The organism is Chitinophaga sancti (genome assembly GCF_034087045.1).
GTDB classification, from domain to species: Bacteria; Bacteroidota; Bacteroidia; order Chitinophagales; family Chitinophagaceae; genus Chitinophaga; species Chitinophaga sancti_B.
The window spans coordinates 6,420,802-6,445,512 of sequence record NZ_CP139247.1; the positions used below are offsets into that span (position 1 = coordinate 6,420,802).

3 protein-coding genes are annotated in these 24,711 nt (G+C 46.5%); all 3 read right to left on the reverse strand.

Annotated elements, in window-relative coordinates; translation table 11 throughout:
- Window positions 1-8 precede the first annotated feature (8 nt).
- Genes SIO70_RS25815 through SIO70_RS25825 form a run of 3 tightly spaced genes read right to left on the reverse strand, consistent with a single transcriptional unit; the run spans window position 9 to window position 24,017 of the window.
- Window positions 9-10,661: a non-ribosomal peptide synthetase gene (locus tag SIO70_RS25815; RefSeq protein ID WP_320575654.1), complete on the reverse strand. Its 10,653-nt coding sequence runs from the start codon at window positions 10,659-10,661 to the stop codon at window positions 9-11.
- Window positions 10,662-10,674: 13 nt separating this feature from the next.
- On the reverse strand, window positions 10,675-14,094 hold the full coding sequence (locus SIO70_RS25820; RefSeq protein WP_320575656.1) for a beta-ketoacyl synthase N-terminal-like domain-containing protein: 3,420 nt from the start codon (window positions 14,092-14,094) through the stop codon (window positions 10,675-10,677).
- A 2-nt stretch (window positions 14,095-14,096) separates the two neighbouring features.
- A complete protein-coding gene (locus SIO70_RS25825) occupies window positions 14,097-24,017 on the reverse strand; it encodes an SDR family NAD(P)-dependent oxidoreductase (RefSeq protein WP_320575658.1) in 9,921 nt (3,306 codons plus the stop codon).
- Between the last annotated feature and the right edge of the window lie 694 nt (window positions 24,018-24,711).

A 24,711-nucleotide genomic window follows, 5' to 3' on the forward strand; every position in this document is an offset into this window, starting at 1 on the left:
TACCCGGATTATTGCAACTGGGCTATCAGACCATTCATACGAAGACTTACGCCTCCCTCTTCATCACACAAAGAGATATTAAGATGCAGCGTTGTATGCTGTTCTTTAAATTGAAGTAAAGCCCACATAGGTTTTTTATTTGCCTCAAATATTTCAAGTGACTGTAATGAAACCGGCAAGAGATCGCCGATTTTGTTATCGATGCCCTTTATCGATATAGCTGCGGATTGCAGTACTCTATGTATTAAAACAGGGTCCACAATAAAGGGATGTCGTGCCGTTCCGGAAATACCCCGTTGTGAAAGATCAATCAACAGCTTATCTGCTGATTTCCGTTCCCACTCCTCTTTTATTTCCCGGAGCGGAATAACAGGAGCTCCAGCAGATTTAAAGGAAGATGCATACCCCTGGCAAAACACTACCGGATCTTCCGGATCTTTTTCATTCGTTTGGTAAACTTCGAATCCCATGATACCATCAGGTTCTTCGAACAGGGCAGTGTGTAACCGCATCGGCAAAGCCTTCATTGATAGCGGCCAGGCCCATTCCACCTGTGACAGCTGTATGCCATTCCTGTTGTTATCCGCAGCCATGACAGCCCCATTTGTTGCCGCAGCCCGCGCCATTTCCAGGTAAGCCAATCCCGGGAAAAACTGATCAGCGACTGTAGCACCATCATATTTCAACCATGTCTCCATGGCGCTGAAATCAGTTGTAAACCGCAGTTGCGACAGATCGGAAGTATTTTGATGCAATAATGGATGGATTACGTTTGTTTCTGTTAGCTTATTTTCATCCGCCGTTACCCAATAGTTTTCTCTTGAGAATGGATAAGTAGGCAGATGGACACGTGCCGGGGTATTGGCGCCATACAATCCGGTCCAGTTTATATCATATCCCTTACAGTATAGATCAGATAATATATAGACACTGTTGCGGTAAGCTGCGGGAACAGTACGTTCCAGTTCACTTTGCGCCAGCAGCGCAGCTACCTGTTGTTGCAACCTGTCATCTTTTGTTGTCTCCCATCCGGTAGCTCCTTTAAAAATATTGGCCGCGCTTCCCTGTTGCAACAACAACTTCCAGGTATCGATAGCTTCCTGCCGGTTAGCGACCACAATAACGCAACGGTGGTTGAAATGCTGTCGCCCCTGCTGCAACGTATAACTCAGCTCATTCATGGTTACCGGATCCGCTTTGCCACTTTCCAGGAAAACAACCATATCGCTGATTTTTTCTTCAAGGCATGCAGCTGTTTTTGCGGATAACGGCAGAAGATAATACGGTAAATTCTGTGGCTGCTGCCGCACAGCACCTTCCTGCGCCTGAACTACCATATGCGCATTGGTGCCACTCATACCAAAAGCGCTGACTGCGCCCATGAGCGGCTTACCCGCCCGTGGTAACCATGTCTGGTTCTGCTGGTTAACGTAAAATGGACTGGATGTCCACTGTATGTAGTCGTTCTTCTGTTCAAAATGCAGGCTCGCCGGAATGGTGTTATGACGCATTGCCTGTACCAGGTTGACAAGGCTTACCAGGCCCGAAGCGGCCAAAGTATGTCCAAAATTTGTTTTGGCAGAAGTAAGTGCACAGTAAGATTGTTGGTCGGTATATTTCTTAAACGCGTCATTCAATGCGTTCACTTCCACGGGGTCTCCCAGTTTGGTTCCCGTTCCGTGTGTCACCACATATGTTATTTCTTCAGGGTTTATTTTATTCCTGTCATAAATTTCTTTCAGCAGACTGGCTTGCGCTATTCCGCTGGGAGCCGTAATACCATTGGTTTTACCATCATAATTGATACCACTGCCCCTGATAACGCCATACACCGGATCGCCATCTTCCAGCGCACGGGAAAGACGCTTCAGCACCACCGCCACCACGGCCTCACCAGGCACGATACCGTTTGCCCGTTTATCAAACACAAAACATTTGCCATCCTCAGATAACATACCAGCCTTGCTCATACCAACATGCGACATCGGCGTAAGAATAAGGCTTACGCCGGCAGCAATAGCCGTATCGCACTCCGTACTTCTCAGGCTCTGACACGCCTGGTGCGCCGCCACCAATCCGGATGAACAAGCCGTATTGATAGCCACCACAGGGCCATCCAGGTTCAAAAAATACGATATCCGGGCTGCCAGTATTGCATCGTGATTGGACGTTATTAAAGCATCTCCACCAGTTATCAGCTGATAATCGCCTTGCTCCACGCCTACAAACACACCTACTTTCCCGGCCTTCAGCTGTGTGGCGCCATAACCGGCATCTTCCAGCGCTTTCCAGGATTCCTGCAATAACAAACGCTGACGGGGGTCCATCGTTTCTGCCTCCCGTGGCGATATCTCAAAAAATAAAGGATCAAACTCTTTTACACCAGGTATATTACCGCACCATATAGCATTGATTTCTTCGGTATTATTAACAGCATCTCCCCCAAATGACTGCCAGTCGAATCTGTCGGCAGGTATTTTTCCCACGGCGGTTTTACCACCGGATAAAATATCCCACATCTCATCTACGTTACGGGCATCCGGAAAACGGCCGCTGATACCGATGATAGCAATGGGCTCCGGACCTGTACCCGGTGAATGTACCGGCCAGCCTTGCCGGTTGACAGGCGCCGGGGATGGCGGAAAAGGTTGTCGTTTTGTTTCAGCCAGCCTTTGTTGAGTATTTATCACCTCCCCGCGATAAAATAACGTCATTTGTTCTGTGTGCTCTTTCATGAAATAATCACACAGTCTATTCAACGTTGCATATCCAAAAAACAGGGCGGGTGTTATCTCCAGCTCATAATGCTTACTGAGTGATGTAGCCAGTTTAGTCAGGCTGATAGAATCATATCCCATATCCACCAGGTTCTCTTCCGGGTCGATTTTTTGGGGAGATAATTTTAGTATATCACCTATTTGCTCACGCAGGTCCAGTGTTACACAGGCCGTTACTGAGAGTCCTTTCATCTCCGGCCTGCGCCCTTTGCCCGCAGCAACCACTGTTACCTCTTCTGTTAATATATCTTCCGAAGCCTCTTCCAGGCCCAGAAAACGATGTACCCGGTCCGGATTACCATTTATTACCAGTACCTGTTCTTTACCGGATGACAAGATCCGCTCCAGCAGCTGCAATCCTTCGCTGATCTCCAGAAAATTTTGTCCGCTTGATTTGAGGTACATCTCGGCAGCTGATTTGTCATTTGCTCCCATACCTCCATCTCTCCATGCCGGCCAATTGATAGCAACGGTTTGTCCATGCCGTTTGCCGGCGGCCACCAGGCTGTTACGGTATGCCGCATATTCCATCTGGAAACGGTTGCCCACCGCATAGTCACAGGTACCAAAATCTCCCAGGATAGCTGACGATGACGAAAAATAACATACAAAGTCAAGGACTTCCTGCTCCAACAATTCATCCAATACCACAGTACCCCTGATCTTTGGATGAACCACCTCCATAAAAGAACGGAAATCCTTATCCGCAATACTACCACCGCCTTCAATACCAGCAGCATGCAACACCCCGTTTAACGGCCCCAATACTTCGCAGGAGGCCTTTAGGCCTGCCTTCATGGCTTCACGATCGCACACATCCCCAACAATATATATTACGCGGCTGCCTGATGATTCCAGCTCCTTTATGACAGCATGTTTCCGTGCATCCAGGGCTGAACGTCCAGTGAGGATCAAACGGGCCTTATACTTTTCAGATAAGTAACCTGCCAGTAAAAGACCCAGGCCACCAAAACCGCCCGTAATCAGATACACGCCACCCGTCCTAAATACCGGCTGGCCGGATAATAAAGAGGAGGGGCTTATTTTTTTTATGTAACGGGTACCGCCGCGATATAAAACGCTGCCTGTTTGTTCCCATTCCTGTAATATATGCTGCACCGTTACACCTACCGGCAACCGATCTGCCTCATACAATACAGACAAACGCAGGCCTGGCATTACAAATCCCAGCGACCGCTCAAAACCTATCAATGAGCAAGCATGGACAGCTGCCAGGTCTCCTGCCAGGCTCGCACCTAATACCAAACGCACATCCCTGCCCTTCAGCGCCTGGATGAGATAAACGATGGACGCCAAATCTGATGCCGCCTCCCACATATATATCACCCCATCTATATCTCCCTGTGTGCTATAAATGTTTTCCAGTAATTGAGTGTAACTTCCCCTATCATCTGCCGGCATACTGTAATGATGGGCACTCTGCTGACAATAGCTATTCCCCGCGGACACAAACTCCACAGCGGCGCCACTAACCTGACCGGATAAGGCCTGTTCAAAAGCTGCCTGCTCCGCCTCCCCGTTAAGGAAACATAACAACCTCCTGATAGTTTTGCCTCCGGCTACTGTTTTTAATATCGCCGGCTCCCAGTTTTCTTCAAAAGTGAGCACTTCGTGTGTAGCAGTATTAACTGCTTTTTTCGTCGCTGCCTGAAGACACACACCCATTATCCGTGCGCTCAGTACTTTTTCCTCCGTAAACAGGTCTATATCAAAACTATTGCCTGTATTATTGGCTATCCGCGCTATCATACGGCTGCCCATCTTATCAAATATCTCTACGGCCGATACGGATACCACAGTGGCCAAAGCGGCGTTATCTGTAGCTGCTTCTTGCCATAACAAACACGCCTCTACGCAACTTTCCAATACAGCAGAATGCAGCATCCACGGACCAGATAATATTCCCTCCGGAGCATGAATACCCGCAAATGCTTGCATGGCTGTTGTTATAACCCAATCCAGTCCCTGTCCGGCACTGTCCTTCCTGCCCAACGCCGCCAGCTTTTCATAACACTCCTGTTTGTTAAGCGGTTCCTGAGCTGGCAGCGACAGGACTTCCGCACGCCGCTCAACAGTGGCAAACGTTGCGGCCACACCGCTCATACACAACTCCTGTTCAGTAGTAGCTGCGGTGACACCATATATCTCGTAAGCCAATTCTCCTCCAGCTAACGGATACAAACGGATATCCAACTGTGTTTTTTCCGTCAACCCGCAAGGGGTAACAGCCATGTCTTTTAGCTGTATGCCGGTCTGCGACCAATCTATACCAGTGGCCTGTGCCACAGCACTTACGGCCATCTCTGTTAAAACGGCCACACCGGCTGTCATACCTTCCTCATGGCCACTCTCACGATTAAAATAACTGCTGAACCGCAGGCCAGCAATATCTGATGTATTTTTATGCAACAAGGGATGAAGCACTTCCCTGCCGTAGTTTGTATTATTATCTTTTACCGTGACAGACATTACCGGCACCCAATAAGGGTCCATAATAAAGGGATAAGTAGGCAGGCTCATTCTCCCGGGCCTGGATACTTTGTATAACAGGTCCCATTCAACAGCAAAGCCTCCAGCCCATAATTCAGCGATCCTATCAAACTTTTTCCTTTCTATCCATTTCTCCATCAGTTCCCTGGCATCTTCCTCATTTTTGATTAACTGCCCGGAGCCCGCAGCTGACTTGCCCTCTCCCGTAAACCAACGCGGAGCCGTTTCATTCCCTGCCACAAACTGCCTGAGTTGCGTCAACAGATCGGAAGCTTCTTCCACTAAAAAAGCGACGCGATAATCCATCACCACTCTTCCCACTTGCAGTGTATACGCAAAATCCGGCAAACTGAATTCCTCTTTTCTGCCCACAGCTACTTCATCAGCACAACGCTGACCCATTACATCTGCAACAAGATCGCCGATTGTAAAAAACTGTGTTACGTCTTTAACAGCCAACATTACGCCCCATCTGTCATTAATGTCATGAAGCAGGCGGGAAATACGAAAAGCATCCATGCCCAGTTCACTCAGGTCCTGATCCGCGCCGATACTGCTATTGTCCACTCCTGTAGCCTGCGCTACCATGGCTTGTATACCATCCCTTAACAGTACAGGATCAAGCTGATCGTTGTTACATTTTTTGGCAACAAACCAGTAAATCAATGAGGCATATGCCAATAATCTTTCTTTGTTTCTGGCAGACAGCGGAATAATATAAGTACGGTCATTACCTTGCCCCCTATCCAGACTGCCGGATAGTGGCGTAAATGCTTCCAGAATAGCATGGGCATTGGTTCCTCCCAGACCGAATGCACTTAATGCAGCTCTTTCCGGAATACCCCTTTGCGCCGGTTTTATAGCTTTATCCGCTACATAGAACGGAGAGTTAACAAAATCAATGTCCCTATTAGCATTAGTGAAATTAATGGTGGGAGGAATATAACGATGCTGTAATCCCAATGCCAGCTTTATGAAACCCGCAAGTCCCGCTGCTGTATCAAGGTGTCCTATGTTCGTTTTTACAGATCCAATACCACAGAACTGTTTTTTATCTGTATAGGTTTCATATACTTCGCTCAATGCCGCCAGCTCGATAGGATCACCCAATTTAGTGCCGGTACCATGCGCTTCCACGTAGATAATGGATGCAGGATCAATTTTAGTAGTTTCTAAAACGTTTTTAATGACAGCTGCCTGTCCCTTCACGCTGGGCGCATAAAACCCAACTTTATCAGCACCATCATTGTTAAGGGCTATTCCCCGGAGTAAAGAATATATGTGATCTCCATCATTTACAGCGTCCACCGCCCTTTTCAGGAAAACAACGGCGGCTCCTTCTCCGGCAACCATTCCATCTGCAGCGGCATCAAATGTTTTACAATGACCATCACTTGAAAAATTCAAGCCATGCTGATGTATATATCCGGCCATGTCAGTGGCAAAAATAGTGGCGCCGCCTACTAATGCATGTTTTATCTCCCCGTTTCTCAAATGCTGATAAGCAGTATGCAATGCCACCAGGGAAGAGGAACAGTTGGCATGTACAAATAAACTGGGACCTTTTAATCCAAGCTTATAGGAAATCATTGTAGGAATAGTACCACCTTGCGCCAACAGCAGCGAAACATATTCATCTGAGTCCTCCATTATCCTGGCAGGCCCGGTAGTTGTTGCCGGTAATAATCCCTGGTACATATTATTGCTGCCAGACATAAATACGCCGGTATCTGTTACTTCCTTTATATGGTATCCAGCATCTTCTACAGCACTCCATGAATGCAGCAAAAGATGCCTCAACTGCGGGTCCATCAATGCTGCATCCTTAGGTGAAATATTAAAAAACGCAGGATCAAACCCGGCTTTATTCGTTATTGGAGACTGAACCGCCACCAGATCAGGGTGATGGATAGTTTTATGATCAATGCCAAGTGCCGACAATTCTTCAGCCGATAAGAACCGAAGACTTTCATTTCCCGCACATAGGTTTTCCCAAAATGTTATTTTATTATCAGCTCCGGGAAAGCTGCACGACATTCCGATAATAGCAACACTATCTTTATAATAATCAGGGAGCGCCTCATTTTGCTGTTGTGCTGAAAACTCCGCCGGTTTTTCCTGCTCCCCTCTTTCTATCTCCCGATCGGCCAGAGGGTTATGCGCTGAAAGATGTTGGCTGATTTCGCGGATATTACTATACCTGAATAGCGTAGTTGGCGTAAACTCGCAATGTAGTTCCTTACTGATTCTTTCGGCTAATATTACAGCTGAAATAGAATCTCCGCCGGCCTCAAAGAAACCGTCTTCCATGCCTATCTGCGTCGTTTTCAGGATATCCTGCCATATGGCCAATATCTTCTTCTCCAGGCCCGATTGCGGCGCCGGTTGTGTAGCCGGTTTATTTACTTTTAATTTTCTGCCGGCTAAAGCCTTTCTGTCAATTTTTCCGTTAACAGTTAAAGGAATGGAGGTTAATTTTATAAATACATGAGGCACCATATATTCAGGCAGTCCGGCCAACAAATGCGTCCGTAATTCCTGTGCTATATTATCACTGACTTCCGCAACCGGGTCCGCTGTATAATAAGCTATCAGCTGGTTATTCCCCTGCTGATTATTGACCACGACTACACTGTTTTGAATACCTGAATAAGTACAGATATGGCTTTCTATTTCCTCCAGCTCGATCCTGAATCCCCGTACCTTTACCTGTGTATCAATTCTTCCTAAAAACTCAACATTACCATTATGCAATAGCCTGACAATGTCGCCGGTCTTATAAATATTTTCACTGATTTTATTGTTCCCGCCGGCAGCGATAAATTTTTCCTTATGCAGTTCAGGTCTGTTAATATACCCTCTTGCGAGTCCCCGGCCTCCGATACATAATTCCCCCGGAATACCCACCGGCTGTGAATTTCCATATGCGTCAAGAATATAAAAACGTGTATTGTCAACAGGCTTCCCAATATCCGGTTTGCAGGTTCCGTCCAAAGCCGCAGAAACAGACGCACATACCGTATACTCGGTAGGTCCGTATGCGTTATAGAACCTCCGGCCTGTCGACCACTCCTTTACCAGCTTATCGGGACAAGCTTCGCCAGCTACGACAATAGTTGTAAGCGCCGGCAATTCCCTTTGGGGCAGTACCGCCAGTACACTCGGTGGCAGGGTCACATGCGTCACCTTATAACGGGTGAGCGTTTCAAATAGTTTTTCTCCGGGCACAAGCGACTCCTTATCTGCCAGCACCAGCGTGGAACCCAGTCCCAGCGCCATACAAATTTCCCATACCGCTGCGTCAAAACACAGGGAAGCAAATTGTAAAACAGCACTGTTATTGCCTACCCCGAACAAATTATTTTGTACACGGATCAGATTAGGCAGTCCTTTATGTTCCACCATCACTCCTTTCGGCATCCCGGTAGAACCCGAAGTGTAAATAATATAGGCAAGTGCGGTAAGTGGTATCTTCAATGGTGGCGCCGAGTTTTTCTCTTCCAGGATAAGCGTGTTATCGCGGTCCAACAAAACAAGGCTTGCTCCAATATCCGGAAGCCGTTCCTGTAAAGCACTTTCACTAATCAGGAATTTCATACCAGCATCCTTCATCATGAATTCCAGGCGATCTGAAGGATGAGCGCTATCCAATGGTAGATAAACACCTCCTGCCTTAATAATAGCCAGAAAGCTAATGACTGCTGCAGGCGAACGGTCCAGATAAACACCTACCGGCTGTTCCTGTTTCAATCCTCGCCTTATCAGGTAGGCAGCCAGCTGATTAGCCCGTTCCTCCAACTCTTTATAAGAAATACTGTAATCCTTGTACAGCAAAGCAATTGCTTCGGGCCTGGCAGCCGCGATCGCCGTCACCATTTCATGAAAACAGCGATCATCCTGATGATGCGCCACAGGTGACCGGAGCAAATCATTAACGCTGCTTTCCGCCTCCGCAGATAATAAAGGATACTCATGTAACTTTAATGCAGGATCAGCAACAATTCCTTCCGCCAGCATCAGATAATGATCCATCATTTGAGAAATGGCGTCAAAACTCCATACATTGGCATTGTATTTCAGTTGCAGGGCGAATCCCTCTTTCAGCTCAAACACCTCCAGCTCTACCTCATATCCTGCCTCCTGATGAATTGCCTCCACCCATTCCAGGGGAAGCACATGATCATAATTTGCCAAAAGGGCTGGTATCCCATCTGCGGCAAAAACATTTTGATAGGCGTAAGCTACCTGGAAAATCGGTGCTCCCGCATCTGCACGGGATACGTTCAACTGTTTAAACAATAAAGCAAAGGGATAAGCTGCATTATCCACACCTTCAGCCAGGGTTAATTGCAATTGTTTCAGAAACGACGTAAAAGTAAGTCTGTCCATCTGCCGGCTTCTCACCGCGACCATATTCACGAATAAGCCTACCATTGCATCAAAACGCTCTTCCGGCCTCACGGTTACAGGCATTCCTACAATAATATCCGGCTCACCGGTATATCTATACAATAGTGCTTTAAAAATGCCCAGAAATACAACTGATAAGTTCAGCTGTTGTTGTACTGCAAATGTCCTGATCTTATTGGCGAGCGATGCAGGCAGTGTGATCCTGATGCTTTCGGTATGCATGTTATTCGAAACGGCACGGGGTATATCCGCTGGCAATTCCAGCTTAGGCAGCTCTCCCCCCAGCTGCTCCTCCCAATAAACCAGCTGCTTTCTTCCGGCATCATGGGATAACATGGTTTGTTCCAACGCCACATAGTTCATAAAGTCTGCCACAGCAGGTACGGGCTTGAGGCGCTTGCCCGACAGCAACTGTAAATAAGCATCGATAAATGTCTTCAGCAACGGATAAATAGAACCTCCATCAAAAACAATATGATGAACTGTTATCATCACAAAATGTTCATTCCCTGCCAGGGATACAACATGCATCCGTGCCAGTGGTCCTTTGTCCAGCGAGAAAGGTTGTTTCGCCTGCTCTTTCAGAAAAACAACCACATCCTCCTTTTTCCAGCCTGCAACACTTTTATGATGAAATTCCGGTATTATCCCGGTATCTGTTACCTGATAAACCTTTCCGTCTACTTCTTTGAACAAAGTAGCCAGAACAGGATGTTGAATAAACAAAAAATTAAACGCTTGCTGCAAAGCAGGCAAATCCAGTGAGGTTCCGATACGCAGGCACAGAGGAACATTATAGGCACTTAATGCGGGGGTTATTTTTTGTAATGCCCATAACCCCTGCTGTCCTTCTGAAAGAGGCATATCATGCGTCACCTGTTTCAACTTCCGCAATTTAGCGGCCGCCTCAACTGTAGAAAACTGCCCGTTCTTATAAGCCATCAAAATCTCGTCTTTATTCATATTATGGCATTTTTTATCCGATTAAATCCTTTATACCTTCAAAATCCACTACGCCTTCCCTGAACATTTCAAGTGCCTCTATCAGCGCCTGATCCTGCTGATCATGGTCCTGTTGTACAAGAGGCGCACTCTCCACGTTATCATTATCTTTACCGGCAACAAAAGCTGCCAACTGAGCAATCGTTCTATATTCCAGCAATGACTTAAAGGAGACCTTTATGTCGAAATATTTCTCCACTCCTCTCAACAACCTGACAGCAATGAGTGAGTTAACACCCAATTCATGTAAATCCTTTTGGATAGTGAGCTGCACTAAAGGCAGACTCAACTCCTGCGACAAAAAATGAATAATAAACTGTTGCGCATTCTGCAGCCGGCTTTGCGCCTTATCTATTTCAAATGGCTGTTTTCTTTGCGTCGCAACAACCTTATTGCCGGCCGGAGAAATTTGGCCAGGCATCCAGTAGCTACTTTTTTTAAACGGATAGGTTGGCAGCGACAGCTTCTTCCGGTTTGCTCCTTTGTACAGCAGTTCCCAGTCAACCATCCCTCCCCGCACCCAATGCCGGGCTATTTGCTCAGCATCTCCCTTACGCAGCGCTGCCGCATGCAGTGCTTCATCAGGATTATAAACCGCAGGATTACCGGCAAAAAGCGGATAGGAGCAATCCTTTATATCTGCCAAAGACAGGTATACACCCAGCGCTTCCATCAATGTTTGCTGATCATTAATGATTACTGCCAACCGGTATGGCATCGCTTCCCTTGCCACCTGTAAAGTGTAGGCCATATCAGGTAAACTTATCGTCCCTTTCCCCGTTATGTAATCTGCCGACTGTTGCACTACAGCGCGCAGCCCTTCAGCATCTTTCGCTGAAAACACCATCAATACAGGTACATCCTCCGTAATAGCAGGAGCTTGTACTTCAGTATGATGAATATATTCTTCCAGGATTACATGCGCGTTGGAGCCCCCGGCAGCAAAAGAGCTAATAGTGGCACGTCTTGGCAGCTCCTGCAATACGCCGTTGATATCGGATACCGGCCGTGGCCATGCGGCAAGTTCTTTCTGCAAATAGAACGGGCCGGCACTAAAATCAATATCAGGATTTACTATCCCGCCTGCAATAGACGGCACGAATTGTTGATGTTGTAATTGCAGTAATACTTTGGTAAGCTGAGACATACCCGATGCAGCCTCCGCGTGCCCGATAGTGGATTTTACCGAACCTATTGCACAAAAATTATTTTCTTTAATAAACCTGCCGTAGAACTTATTCAGAGCCGATATCTCTATTGCATCTCCCAACTGGGATCCGTTTGCAGAAGCTTCCACATAACTAATGGAACGCGGATCAATGCCGGCCCTGGAAAAATTATCTTCCATCAGTTTTACCTGTGCTTTAGGATTAGGTGCAGAAAAGCCATTTGACCGTCCACCGTGACTAACCGCAGTAGATTTTATTACCGCCAGAATCGGATCTCCATCAGCAATGGCTGCACTCAATGGTTTTAACAGCACAACGCCTACTCCCTCTGCGGGCAAATAACCATCCCCTTCACTAAAACTCCGGCTGCCGGCACTGCTGCCCACCAGCTCCAATTGCGTTAACCCCAGGTATTTCAGCGGATGCAGGGAAAGATTCACACCACCTGCCACCGCGAGTTGTACGCTTCCGTTAATAAGGCTTTCGCAGGCAATATGTATGGCTGACAAGCTGGAAGAACACATACTGTCGATTGCCATACTGGGCCCCTGCAAATCAAAAAAGTAAGATACCCTGTTAGCAATAGCACTGAATGTATATAAAGAAGCTTCCGCGGCCTTGTTAATATCATCATTAAACTGATGATATTGCTGATACATTGCCCCGGCATAAACGCCTACTTTAGAATTATATTTATTACGCAATATTTCCGGCGTATACCCAACCCCTTCAAAAAGGTTCCAGACAGCCTCCAGGAAAAGACGCTGCATAGGGTCCATTATTTCGGCTTCCCGGGGAGATATATTAAAAAATGCCGGATCAAATTTGTCAACGTCATCGATAAACCCTCCCCAGTAGCAATATTTCTTATTAAATGTCGCAGGCACGCTTTCGTACCATGCTTCATTCCATCTATCAACGCTTGTGATACAATCTTTTCCGGCCTTCAGATTCTCCCAAAAAGCGGCTATATTATTCGCCCCCGGATAACGGCCTTCTACTGCTATGATAGCGACATCTGTAGGCTTTATTGCTGTACTTTCCGGTATGAGGGGACTTCTCCCTCCGTCCTGATGGTTCGCGATGACCTGCTCTTTTCCGGCCGTTTTTTCATCGCCAGCAATGGCTGGCACGGTGTAATTTTCCAATAAATAGGAAGACAGTTCCGCTATCGTGGTATATTCAAACAACAACGTAGGTGGCAGCGAGATATTCATTTTATCTTTAATCAAATGAATAATCTCCAGCATATTGGAAGAAGCTAAACCCAGGTCGTAATAACTTACGTTTATGCCAACAGTAGCTGCTTCCTTATTCAGATTTTTTGCGATGATATTTTTTAAAAAGACATGCAGTGATTCATGAGCGGATAATTGGTGTGTGTGCATACTTTCTGCCGGGAGAAAAGGAGCTTTGTTACGTATCAGCTTGCAAACAAAATTCTTCAGTTCACCTACTTTTTTTCCGGCAGTATTAAAAAATTCGAGCGTCATATAGAGCAACTCTTTTTTCCGGATCAATGAGGAATGACGAAATCTCGTAAAACAGTGCTGCTGCAGCAATGCGGTTGCATAAAATGATTCAAAGGATAAAGGAAGAAACAAATGTTCTTCTTCCAACTGTTGCAATATCATCCCCAAACACCCCACACCGCTGCCATCTATCAATATCGGGTTAAACATAAATTTTTCAGATACCTGCACTGCACTATGGGCCGGCGTCACCTCCATTACTAATGCATCACCAGTTTTATAAATATCTCCCCTCGCCTGCATAAGACCTGTATGTACGAGTTCATTCCTGGTGAAGTGTGCATAAATATCCCACAGTTGCGTATTTCCTTCACTTTGCTGCCTTATGGCATTGATATCTATAGTATCTTCTGCAAATACGAGAGTAGTATCCATTTCAGCCGTTACATATAGCACTGGATCACCCAGGGTTACACCATCCTGTTGCCCAAATCCGTTAATACGTATATCCCATAAACCTGCCTCATTTTTTGTACAAACAATATGCAACAGCACATCAGATGACGCTGTAACGATCAACGGTTTGTATATAGACAGATTCCGGAGACTCAAATTCGTATATTGATAACCGTGTTCCCTGAATAGCTGATACAGGATATCAATGTATGCCAATCCTGGTAAGATATGCTGACCATGCACCTTATGATGCACTACAATAGGGTTATCAAAACTTATCAGAAAACGATCTTCCATAACTAAGCTTGCAATATTTTACTTTTCCAGATACTGATTATATTTTCTGTCGCTACTTCCGGTATATCTTTCACCTTTGTGTGATCAACACCAGAGCAGGTATCATTGCGATGAAGTATGGGAACAGGCAATGGCGTGCGGCGTTTGATATGTCCTGTCAACAGTTGCTCATCTGCGGCAGCTATAATGACATGTGCATTGGTACCTCCATCTGCAAAACAATTCAATGCTGCAATATTTCCTTTCCAATCCTGAAGTTCCCGGTTAAAGTAAAATGGAGTAGCTGACAGATCATAATGTGCTAATCCCTGCTGACCGGATAAAAAGGGCGCCTGCTGTTGATGCATCAGCATCAGCACCACCTTGATAAAACCGGCTATTCCTTCCGCACATAACGGATGGCCTATATTGGGTTTCATAGAGCCCAGTCCACAGGCAGCAGTGCCACCATATACGGCGGATATGGCCTTCAGTTCCAGCAGGTCAGTCACTTCCGAGCCGGAGCCATTGGCCTCTATATAACTGATGTCGCTGGCAGCGATGCCACTGCGCAACAATGCGCGACTCATTACTTCCTTCTGTCCCTGTATATTGGGTGTGGCAGGACCTGCCGTTCTCCCATCATTATTGATCGCAATACCTTTGATGACAGCATAAATTTCATCGCCATCTTTCACTGCCTGACTTACCCGTTTGAGGATAACCGTACCGGCACCTTCTCCCAGTACTACGCCACCGGCACGCTGGTCAAAGATGTGGAAATGCCCATCGCTGCTTAACAGATTGCGCTGAGCAAATATCCGGTGGGCGTTATCCGTATCCAGCAATCCTACTCCTCCTACTAACGCCGCTTCTATTTCTCCGCTCTGCAATGCCTGCACCGCCAGGTTCATGCCTACCAGGGCTGATGAACACGCAGTATCCACCACCAGGGCAGGACCCCGTAAATCAAAAAAGCGGGAGATATTAGTTGCTAAATAATTGGGGCCTACCGCCATGATCGGGTTTTGGGCTTCCTGTAAAAGCTCGTCAGACGGACGGTGTTGGCTACGGCCACCAATGTATACCCCAATTGGTTTTCCTTTGATGTCTGCCAAGGTATAACCCGCATGATGCCATGCAAACAAACTCTCTTCCAGCAACAACAAAGCCTGTGGGTCCATCGCCCTTGCATCTTCAGGAGATATCATAAAATAGGCCCCATCGAAGTAGCCCATCTTATCTATTAACCCTGCCACATGATCACTCTTATATCCCCAGCGTTCATAGGGCACTCCTGAAATTGCAGACCGTCCTTCAGACAACAAACGCCAGTAAGCGGCAAGGTTATCTGCTCCCGGAAAACGGCAGGATAAACCGACTACTGCAATCGCTTCTTCCTGCAACGGCTGCACTGAGGCAACAGAGACAGCAGCAGGCAAGGATTCTACCGGCGCTTCCGCTAACTCCTGCAATGGCTGCATTGAAGCAACAGAGATAGCAGCAGCAGGCAAGGATACTACCGGCGCTTCCGCTAACTGCTCCATTGCTACCGGTTCTGGTGTTGTTAACAACGCTGACAGGGAGGCTGAATATTTCTTTTCCAGCCAACGCGACAACTCCTCTACACTGCTGTATTCCATTAATACAGAAGGGTCCAGTTGTTCGCCTAATTGTTTATTTATTTGTCCGAGAATCTGGGATAACAACACGGAGTCTACTCCGTAGTCGGGGAACGACCGGCTTATTTCAAAACGGCTCTTCTCTATTTTTAACTCGCGGGTAAATATTTCTGTTAGCCAATCTATTGTTGGCGTAATCTGGTCCGTTTTAACAACGGTTGTATTTTTTACCGCTACCGCCGTGGCTGCGGCTTCCCGGATCTGTGGTTTTACAGTAGCTACTTCCAGCAAACTACCAGGTGACCATTGCGATACATTCACAATCGCCGGCATAATCACAGGATGACTTCCGTCAGCCAGGATATCATCCAGCAATGACAAACCAGCATCATTACTCAGACTCAGTAATCCCGTCTGTGCATATACGTTATTCTTTATCTCTCCCATCCCTGTCTCTTTCCAGCTGGGCCATTGAATACTTAACACAGGGAAACCTTCCTGATGGCCCTGCGCGAAGTAATCCATATAAGCATTGCCCATCGTGTAGTCACTTTGACCGGCACCTAATACCGGTATCTGTGATGAGACGGAAGAATACATCACAAAGAACTGTAACGGCTCCTCCCGCAAACATCCATATAATACCTCCAGTCCTTTTACTTTAGCAGACAATACCGCGTTTATTCCAGCCTGGGTTTTCCTTATAAACGCAGGCGTTTCCGCGTCTATAACCCCCGCCGCATGGATAACGCCGACGATCCGGCCATGACGGGTTTTAACAGCCGTCACCTGTGCAGATACTGCCGCAGCGTCCGTGATGTCTACAGTAAGAATTTCGACCGTAGCTCCCAGCGACTCCAGGTGTTGTATACCTTTTAGCTTCGACGCCTGTGCTCCGTTTGCCGCAATCACACGGGCCCACTCCTCACGTGCTGGCAGCACTTCACGACCGCTTAGTACCAAACGGCGAACACCATAGTGCCGTACAAAATGTTCCGCACACAAATAACCTATCCCCCTGGTACCTCCTGTGATCCATAACACCTCATTTTCTCCGAAAACAATGCTTTTCTCCGCTTTGCTTTTCAGTGTTTGTTCCGTTAAAACACTTGTATAATATTGGCCCTCCCGGACACTGATTTCAGTATGGCCTCCGGCAAACAGATACGCTGCCGCTATCTGCTCCGCAACTACTGACACCGGCACTTCAGACAACACGTCCAGGTGGCAGGAACTTACCTGCCGGTATTCCGCGCCCAGCATGCGGTACAAACCCCCATGCAATGCTCCCGATACCTGAACTTTTTTGTTTCCATACCGCTCCAGGTCAAACGTCACGCCCAGTAAACGGATACCCTCCCGGGATTTCTCTTCTATAAATTGCTGGATAACGGGTAACCAGTGCAGCCCGGGCATTGCCTGCGCTTCGCAGCCGGTAAGGTCAATCAGTCCCTCACTAGTTGCATCCCAGCGGCCAATATCTTCTATGCCAATAACGTCGCTGTTTACCAGCTGAGCGGCCACCGCTGCGCCTAATGAACGGGTGGCGGCGGTTACCAGGATCTGTATACGCCCTTTTCTCGCGCGCTGAGAACGGACAGACAAGGGTTGCCAGCTTTTCGTTAAAAAACGCAGCTCCCCGGTAGCAGCAATAACAGGGGCAGCTACCGTAGTTTCTTTCTTACTGAACCAGTAACGTTCCCGTGCAAAGGGATATGTAGGAAGACTCACCTTCTTCGCCATTCCGGATGGATATAAAAGATGCCAGTCCAGATGATATCCTTTCGTCCAAAGCTCCAGTAACTTGCCATACTTCCCTTTCCGGATCCAGCTGACTACACCCTGGTGAAAATCTTCATCAGTCAACAACCATAAACTCTCTTTATCTTTCTTCACCTGGCCCGTATAGAGATCTTCTATATCTTCTTCCCCGGCTATATATCGTTGTAATTTATCCGTAGCTTCTTCACGGGTGTGCACCAACATACCCATACGCTCTTCCATATCCTCACGGCCTGTTTGCAGCGTATAGGCGATATCCTGCAGCGACTCCCCTGCAGGAGAGGTGAAGTAATGTAATAACCGCTCCGCATAGGCTTTTAAACGTTCTCCCGTACGGGCTGACAAGACCAGCATATATGGGCCAGCTGTGGATGCCGGTGAAGATGACGTAACCCGGTATTCCTCTATCACCAGATGTGCATTCGAGCCTCCGGCGCCAAATGAAGAGATTCCTGCACGCAGCGGACATTCCTCCATACGGCCGTTCTTCTCCAATAAGGGCCGCTCCCACGGGGATAGCTCCTGCTGCACCACAAAAGGACTATTGGCAAAATCGATGTTAACGTTCAATACAGCCGAATGTAAAGACGGTACCAGTTGCCGGTGTTTTAGCTGGAGCAGGATTTTTGTCAGCCCCGCTATGCCAGCAGCACTCTCACAATGCCCAATATTGGATTTTGCTGAGCCAATAGCACAAAATTGTTTATCTGACGTAAACTCCCGGAATGCTTTATTTAATCCGGCTATCTCTATCGGATCACCCAGGAAGGTGCCGGTACCATGAGCTTCTATATAACTGATACTGCGGGGATCAACACCTGACTTTTTGAATGCATGGCTGATCACGCCCGACTGTGCTCCCGGATTGGGCACAGAATAACCATTGGTTTTACCGCCATGATTAACAGCACTGCCTTTGATAACACCGTAGATATGATCTCCGTCGGCAATAGCTTTAGACAATGGTTTTAACAACACCGCTCCTACGCCTTCACCTGGCACATAACCATCTCCTCCTTCGCCAAAACTTTCGCAACGACCAATGCTGGACACAAATCTTCCCTGGCTCAGGAAGATATATTTATTAGGATGGACGGAAACATTGACACCACCAGCTATCGCCAGCTCGCAATCCCCCCTGATAATACTCTGGCAAGCCAGGTGAATGGCTGTCAGTGAAGAAGAACACATGGTATCAACAGCCAGGCTGGGACCATGAAAATTGCAGTAATAAGATACCCGGTTAGCGATAGAAGATGCAATGCCCCACAGTGCCGGTGACAGTCCTTCCTGACCTGCCTGCAGACCATACAGCTGGTACTCTTCATACATCACACCCACAAAGACGCCTACATTGCCCTCCAGGCCATTGTTCCGGTTCGCCGCCAGCGTTTCACGGGTATAGCCTGCATCCTCCAGCGTGGCCATCACACACTCCAGGAAAATACGCTCCTGCGGGTCCATCCGCTCTGCCTCCCGTGGAGAGATATTAAAAAATAAGGGATCAAACAGATCCACCCCGTCTATAAAACCGCCCCATTTGCTATACGCCTTTCCGGGTTTATTTTTATCCGCATCATAATATAAACTGTGGTCCCATCTTTCTTTGGGTACTTCGGTAATACAATCCTTCCCTGCTTTCAGGTTATCCCAAAAAGCCGCTATATCGGCAGCCTGGGGATACCGGCCGCCCAGACCAACAATAGCGATGTCGGACTCCGGCTCCGGTACCAGATACTGATTCAATTTTTGCTCAGGCACAGCTATTGGTATCAGCCGGTTTTTCAAAGGCTTAACCGTAGCGGCCGGATGAGCAACATTTGTAATTTGCTTTTGCGGATGCTCCTGCTGTACAGATTTATGCTGCCCCAGCAATGCCAGCAGCTGCTTATGATGATTTTCGATAAAATACCCTGCCAGTGATTTGATATGCTGGTATTCAAAAAATAATGTCCTGGATAAGGGACCAAACACATCCTCCAGTTGATTTGTTAACTGTATTACCATCACCGAATCAATCCCGTATTTTTCCATGGGTGCACCGGCTTCCATTTTGCTGGTAGGTACTTTCAGCACCCTGGAAAGAAACTTCATCAGGTACTGTTCCGTTTTCTCCTGCAACTGGTCTTCTGTAAAAGAAACCAGCTGCTCCTCAGCCGGAATGGGCGTTTCATTGATTGGTTCCCCTGCCGCAAACCGGTCTAATTGGTCAATGAAATCATTGTCCATTTGTTCCAACAGGTATTGCACCACCTCTCGGAGCGTAAGAAGGTCCAATAGCGACTTGCCCGTCAGTTTCAGCTGAAATGTTTTATTCAGCTGATCTGTAACGGCCACCATTGCAACCCTGTCCAATCCATATTCAATAAATTCCGCGTCAACGTCAATTTCTGTTGCAGGAACACTGAGTAAAACAGCAACTGTTTTTACCAGATAGGCTTGTAGTATCTTCTGTGACACGCTTTTTGCGGGACGCCCCGGAATAAGTATAGTTTTTATTTTGTCTATATCTCCCTTTAACACCAGTGCCTGGGATTTTCCACTGGCTATGATCTTATATAAAGCCCGGATACCTGTATCGGCTGCTATAGGCACCATACCGGTTTTATTTTTCATCCACTGCAAGGTGGCATTATCTACCTGCATACCGCCCCGTTGCCATAAGGGCCAGTTTACTGCGATTGTTTTTCCCTGGCAAACACCTTTTTTTACCAGGTCATTACGGTACTCCGCATACCTGTCCATGAATACATTCGCCATCGCATAATCCGCCTGGCCCGTATTCCCGAACACGCCGGACACCGAAGAAAACAGCACAAAAAAATCAAGATTCATTTGCCTGCTGCAGCTATCCAAATTTATCAATCCGGTTACTTTGGCAGAAAAAACGTCCTGTAATTCAGCCGTTGATTTTTTGATAATAAAGCTATCCCGCAATACCCCGGCTCCATGAAGAATACCAGTTAACCTGCCATATAAGGATTGAATTTGTTCCATTAAATGACGGCAGTCTTCCTCCTTACTGATATCCGCTTGCATATAAGCAACGTCTCCTGATAATTGCAGGGCTTCCAACTCCCGTTGTTTATCTCTGCTCAATGCAGAGCGCCCGTTCAGTACCAGTTTTACACCTTTACAAACACGGAGCATTTCTTTTGCAAAAATTAATCCCACGCCGCCAATTCCACCTGTAATCAGATACACTCCTTCCGGTTTCCAGGGTACAATGGTTTCATCTGTCGCAGGCAGTTCCTCCCATGATAATACCTCTGGTTGATTACCCAGGAACCTGATATCCTGCGATGGTAAACGCATACTCTCTTTCAGCTGTATTGCCAGTACTGCTGCTGAAATAACAGCCGGTACCATTATCAACTGTCCTTTTAACGATGGATACTCCTGTTGGGCTGTCTTCAACAAGCCTGACAAACCTGCAAAAACGCTGGTATCGCCGTTAGTACCAACAACGATCTGCACCAATATATTCCTGTTGGACTTTTCCAGCAGCATATTTTTAATGGCCTCCAATGCTGCCATGCAGTAATCCGTATACGCTGTACCCAGGTGTTGCTGGTCTGACTCCAACTGCCGGCATACAGCGCCCCCCAACATATCTTCCAGCTCTCTGACAGGAACATTTTCCAGTTCGCACAACAATATGATATGTTTACCAGGTAATTCCGGCAATTGCTGACCTATATCGGCAGCGGGCAACCACCTTGGAGTAAAAATTGCATCCGCTCCACCTATCGCATGGTCTGCGGTAATTTTACCAGCTCTAAAAGCCACTTCCTTCATTGCAACACAAACAGTTCCCGCTTCATCACAGATATCAATATCAAGGTGATGAATTTTTTCATTTTTTCTTTCGCCATGACTATACCTCACCCAGACCCGCATCCCCGCGGTACAGGCTTTATAAATAGTTATTTGTTTTAAAGCGAAAGGCAATAATAGTTGTGGGGCGGCATCTGTTCCTCCGCGTTGTCTTCCGGCCAGGATAAGTGCCGCCTGCAGCGCAGCGTCCATCAGGCCAGGGTGCAATACATACTGCTGCAAACTATTATTCATAGCTGCAGTTAATGAGATTTTTCCAAGCACCTGATCATCTCCCAACATCACATGGTCCAGCAATCGGTGTCCCGGGCCGTATGTAAAGCCCATCTTACTGAAAACATCATAACATTCCTCCGCCGTATAGCGCAGGTTATTGCATACCTGGGAACGTTCTTCCAAATTGATAACCGGCGATGCCAATGCCGGTAACGTACTGATACTTCCTTCGCTGTATATTATTTTATCAGTTGCAGTTGCAGGTGTAGCATAAATTTCATAGGTTATCTCATCTGCCGCTACAGGAATGAGTGAAACGTTTACCTCCAGTGGCTCATCCTGTACAATCACTGGTCGTTCCCACACCACATTTTTTAAAACAATGGTTGACCTATCCTGCCGTTGGCTGGCCGTCGCGTTTTCCACTGCAGCCCTTACCATTTCAAGGCATCCTACCGCGGGCAATATTTTTAATCCACTTACAACGTGATCTTTAAAAAAAAATTCGTCTCCATTAAAAACAGCCGTATACTGTTGCATTGAGAAATCGGATGTATTCCTGTGCAACAAAGGGTGAAGCCATGAAAAACGCAGACTTTCCTTTTCCGCAGTACTACTTTCTACCTCCTCTTCTCCTGTCCAGTAGTGTTCCTTTTCAAATGGATAAGTAGGTAAAGCAATCCGCGAGATATCATGCCCAACAAATAAACTATTCAGATCCGGCGTATTACCATGTGTATATAATTCCGCCAGTATTTTAATCTTCTGTATATATGATTCCTTACTGATACTACTATCGGCTGATAGCTCCCTCACGATATTCCTGCTAATTTCTTCCATCAAAACAGGGCTCAGTAAATCTTTGATATCTGCTTTTCGTCTATAGTATTCCGGAGAACTTTTCCCTTCACTGATTGTTTCCAGCACACTTTTCAACTGCTCAATACCAGCAGCAAGGATAGCGATACGTATGTCAAAATGTTCCCTGCCCGCCAACAAGGTGGCGCTAATGTCTTTAATACTAACCCCGCCCCCCGGCACTTCCAGCCATTGTAGCAGTTCAGTCACCTTACGTTTTAATGCCTGGTCTGTTTTGGCCGACAAACAAATTAAGTATAACGGGAAGTCAGTAGCGGCGCCCGGCGATAAAGGTAAAACAGGCGCTTCTTCCAGTATCACATGCGCATTGGTACCACCAAATCCAAATGAACTAACGCCGGCCCTGCGAGGGAGCATTTTACCATCTGCCGTTACAATACGCTCCCATTCCTGCAATTTATCTACTATATAAAATGGACTGTCTTCAATAGAAATGCGGGGGTTCAGTTTTTTGAAATGATGTAGTCCGGGAAGCTGCCCGTACCTCATCGCCAAAACAACTTTTATCACACCGGCCACACCTGCTGCCGATTCGAGATGTCCGATATTTGCTTTCACGGACCCCACGCCACAAAAAGGTTTTAGGGCTGTAGCTCCGTTTCCCGATACAGATTCAAATGCTTTGTGAAGTCCTTTAAATTCTATTGGGTCTCCCTTGGGAGTGCCTGTTCCATGTGCTTCAATGTAAGTAAGCGTTTCAGCTCCAATGCCTGCCTTTTTTATGGCATCCCTAATCACCGCTGCTTGTGCATCAGGATTGGGATAGGTTAACGTATAATTTTTGCCGCCATGATTCACCGCACTTCCTTTCAGGACGGCATAAACAGTGTCTCCGTCTTCCAGTGCTTTTGTTAATGGTTTCAGTAACAGAAATCCCGCGCCCTCGCTTCTTACGTACCCATCAGCACTTTCATCAAATGTTTTACATGATCCGGTGGGAGATAACATCCCTGTTTTAGAGAAAGAAATATGCCGCGTAGGTGTAAGAATAAGATTGATGCCACCTGCAAGGGCCATTGTACATTCCCCTTGTTGCAGTGATTGGATGGCCAAATGAATGGCGTGCAGGGAGCTAGAACATGCAGTGTCCACCGGCACACTCGGTCCGCTGAAATTATAATAATAGGAAAGCCGGTTAGGTATGATAGCAGCCGCTGTTCCCGTCGAGTGATGCGCTTCGATACTATTATTGTTCCCTTTCTCCTGTATCTCTTTATAATCAAAATTAAAGACGCCTGTATAAATTCCTATTTTGGCTCCCGAATGACGAGCTACATTGATACCTGCATCCTCGAAGCAAGCCCACGATAATTCAAGCATTATCCTTTGTTGCGGGTCCATTGCTTCCACTTCTTTCCCGGAAAGTCCAAAAAACCCGGGATCGAAACGATCAACATCATCTATAAAACCGCCCCATTTGCTGTTGCTTTTATTCTTTTCAGTTAAGGGATTTCCCTGATAGTCTTCCCATCTCCATCTCGTAGCGGGAATCTCCTGTACGCTGGAAATTCCGGAGATCAGATTCCTCCAATATTGTTCATAGTTGCTCGCTCCAGGGAACCGGCATGCCATCCCTATGATAGCGACATCATTCAAATAGGTTGCCATTTGCTAGTTTATTGCGTCATTATTTATCCGGCATGGTGGCGTGCAAAAGAATAGGGCACTCTCATTGATTATTCTGATCGGGTTATTTTTTATCTATAAATGAGCTAACTATCATTTACATAAAAAAGGATTTTTGAATAAAAAACGATGGGGCATAAGCACGAAAATGCCGGAATGATATCATTCAGACAGATTAACAAATCTGCTTAAAAGGGTCAATAGGCTATTAAATACATGATTACATTAGAATTTTTCACTTCTGAAAAATCGCTACCATATCACCTCACAGGCATCCCCGAAAATGATTAAGGAGTCCTACCTTAACGACACAGGGTAACTTCAGGCGTAGGTTGAGAAAAAATATTTACTATCCGGCAACTGCCAACTACCCTTGATACAAAAAAGCAAACATTATACTCGGGTCCTGAGCAAATTCACAGTCTTTTATCGTAGGGAAGTTTCATGTCTGGCTATTTAGAAAGATTAACAAATCAGTGTTAAGATTATCAAACGTATGGTAAATATAGAGGATTTATTTTTAGATAATTTCTAAACTTTGTAAATTCTTGACAAATTTTATCTAGCAGAGCGAAATAGCAGCGTAATGATAAGCTCCCTGGCCATTTCAGGCCGATGAAACGATTTTCATCAGTTCCATCTTATAACATTTTGTACCCATCATCATTTTTGAGCC

Excerpts from the sequence above, each read along its gene's own strand:
- SIO70_RS25815 (WP_320575654.1), bottom strand. The coding sequence starts at position 10,661 with ATGAATAAAGACGAGATTTTGATGGCTTATAAGAACGGGCAGTTTTCT.
- SIO70_RS25820 (WP_320575656.1), bottom strand. The coding sequence starts at position 14,094 with ATGGAAGATCGTTTTCTGATAAGTTTTGATAACCCTATTGTAGTGCAT.
- SIO70_RS25825 (WP_320575658.1), bottom strand. The coding sequence starts at position 24,017 with ATGGCAACCTATTTGAATGATGTCGCTATCATAGGGATGGCATGCCGG.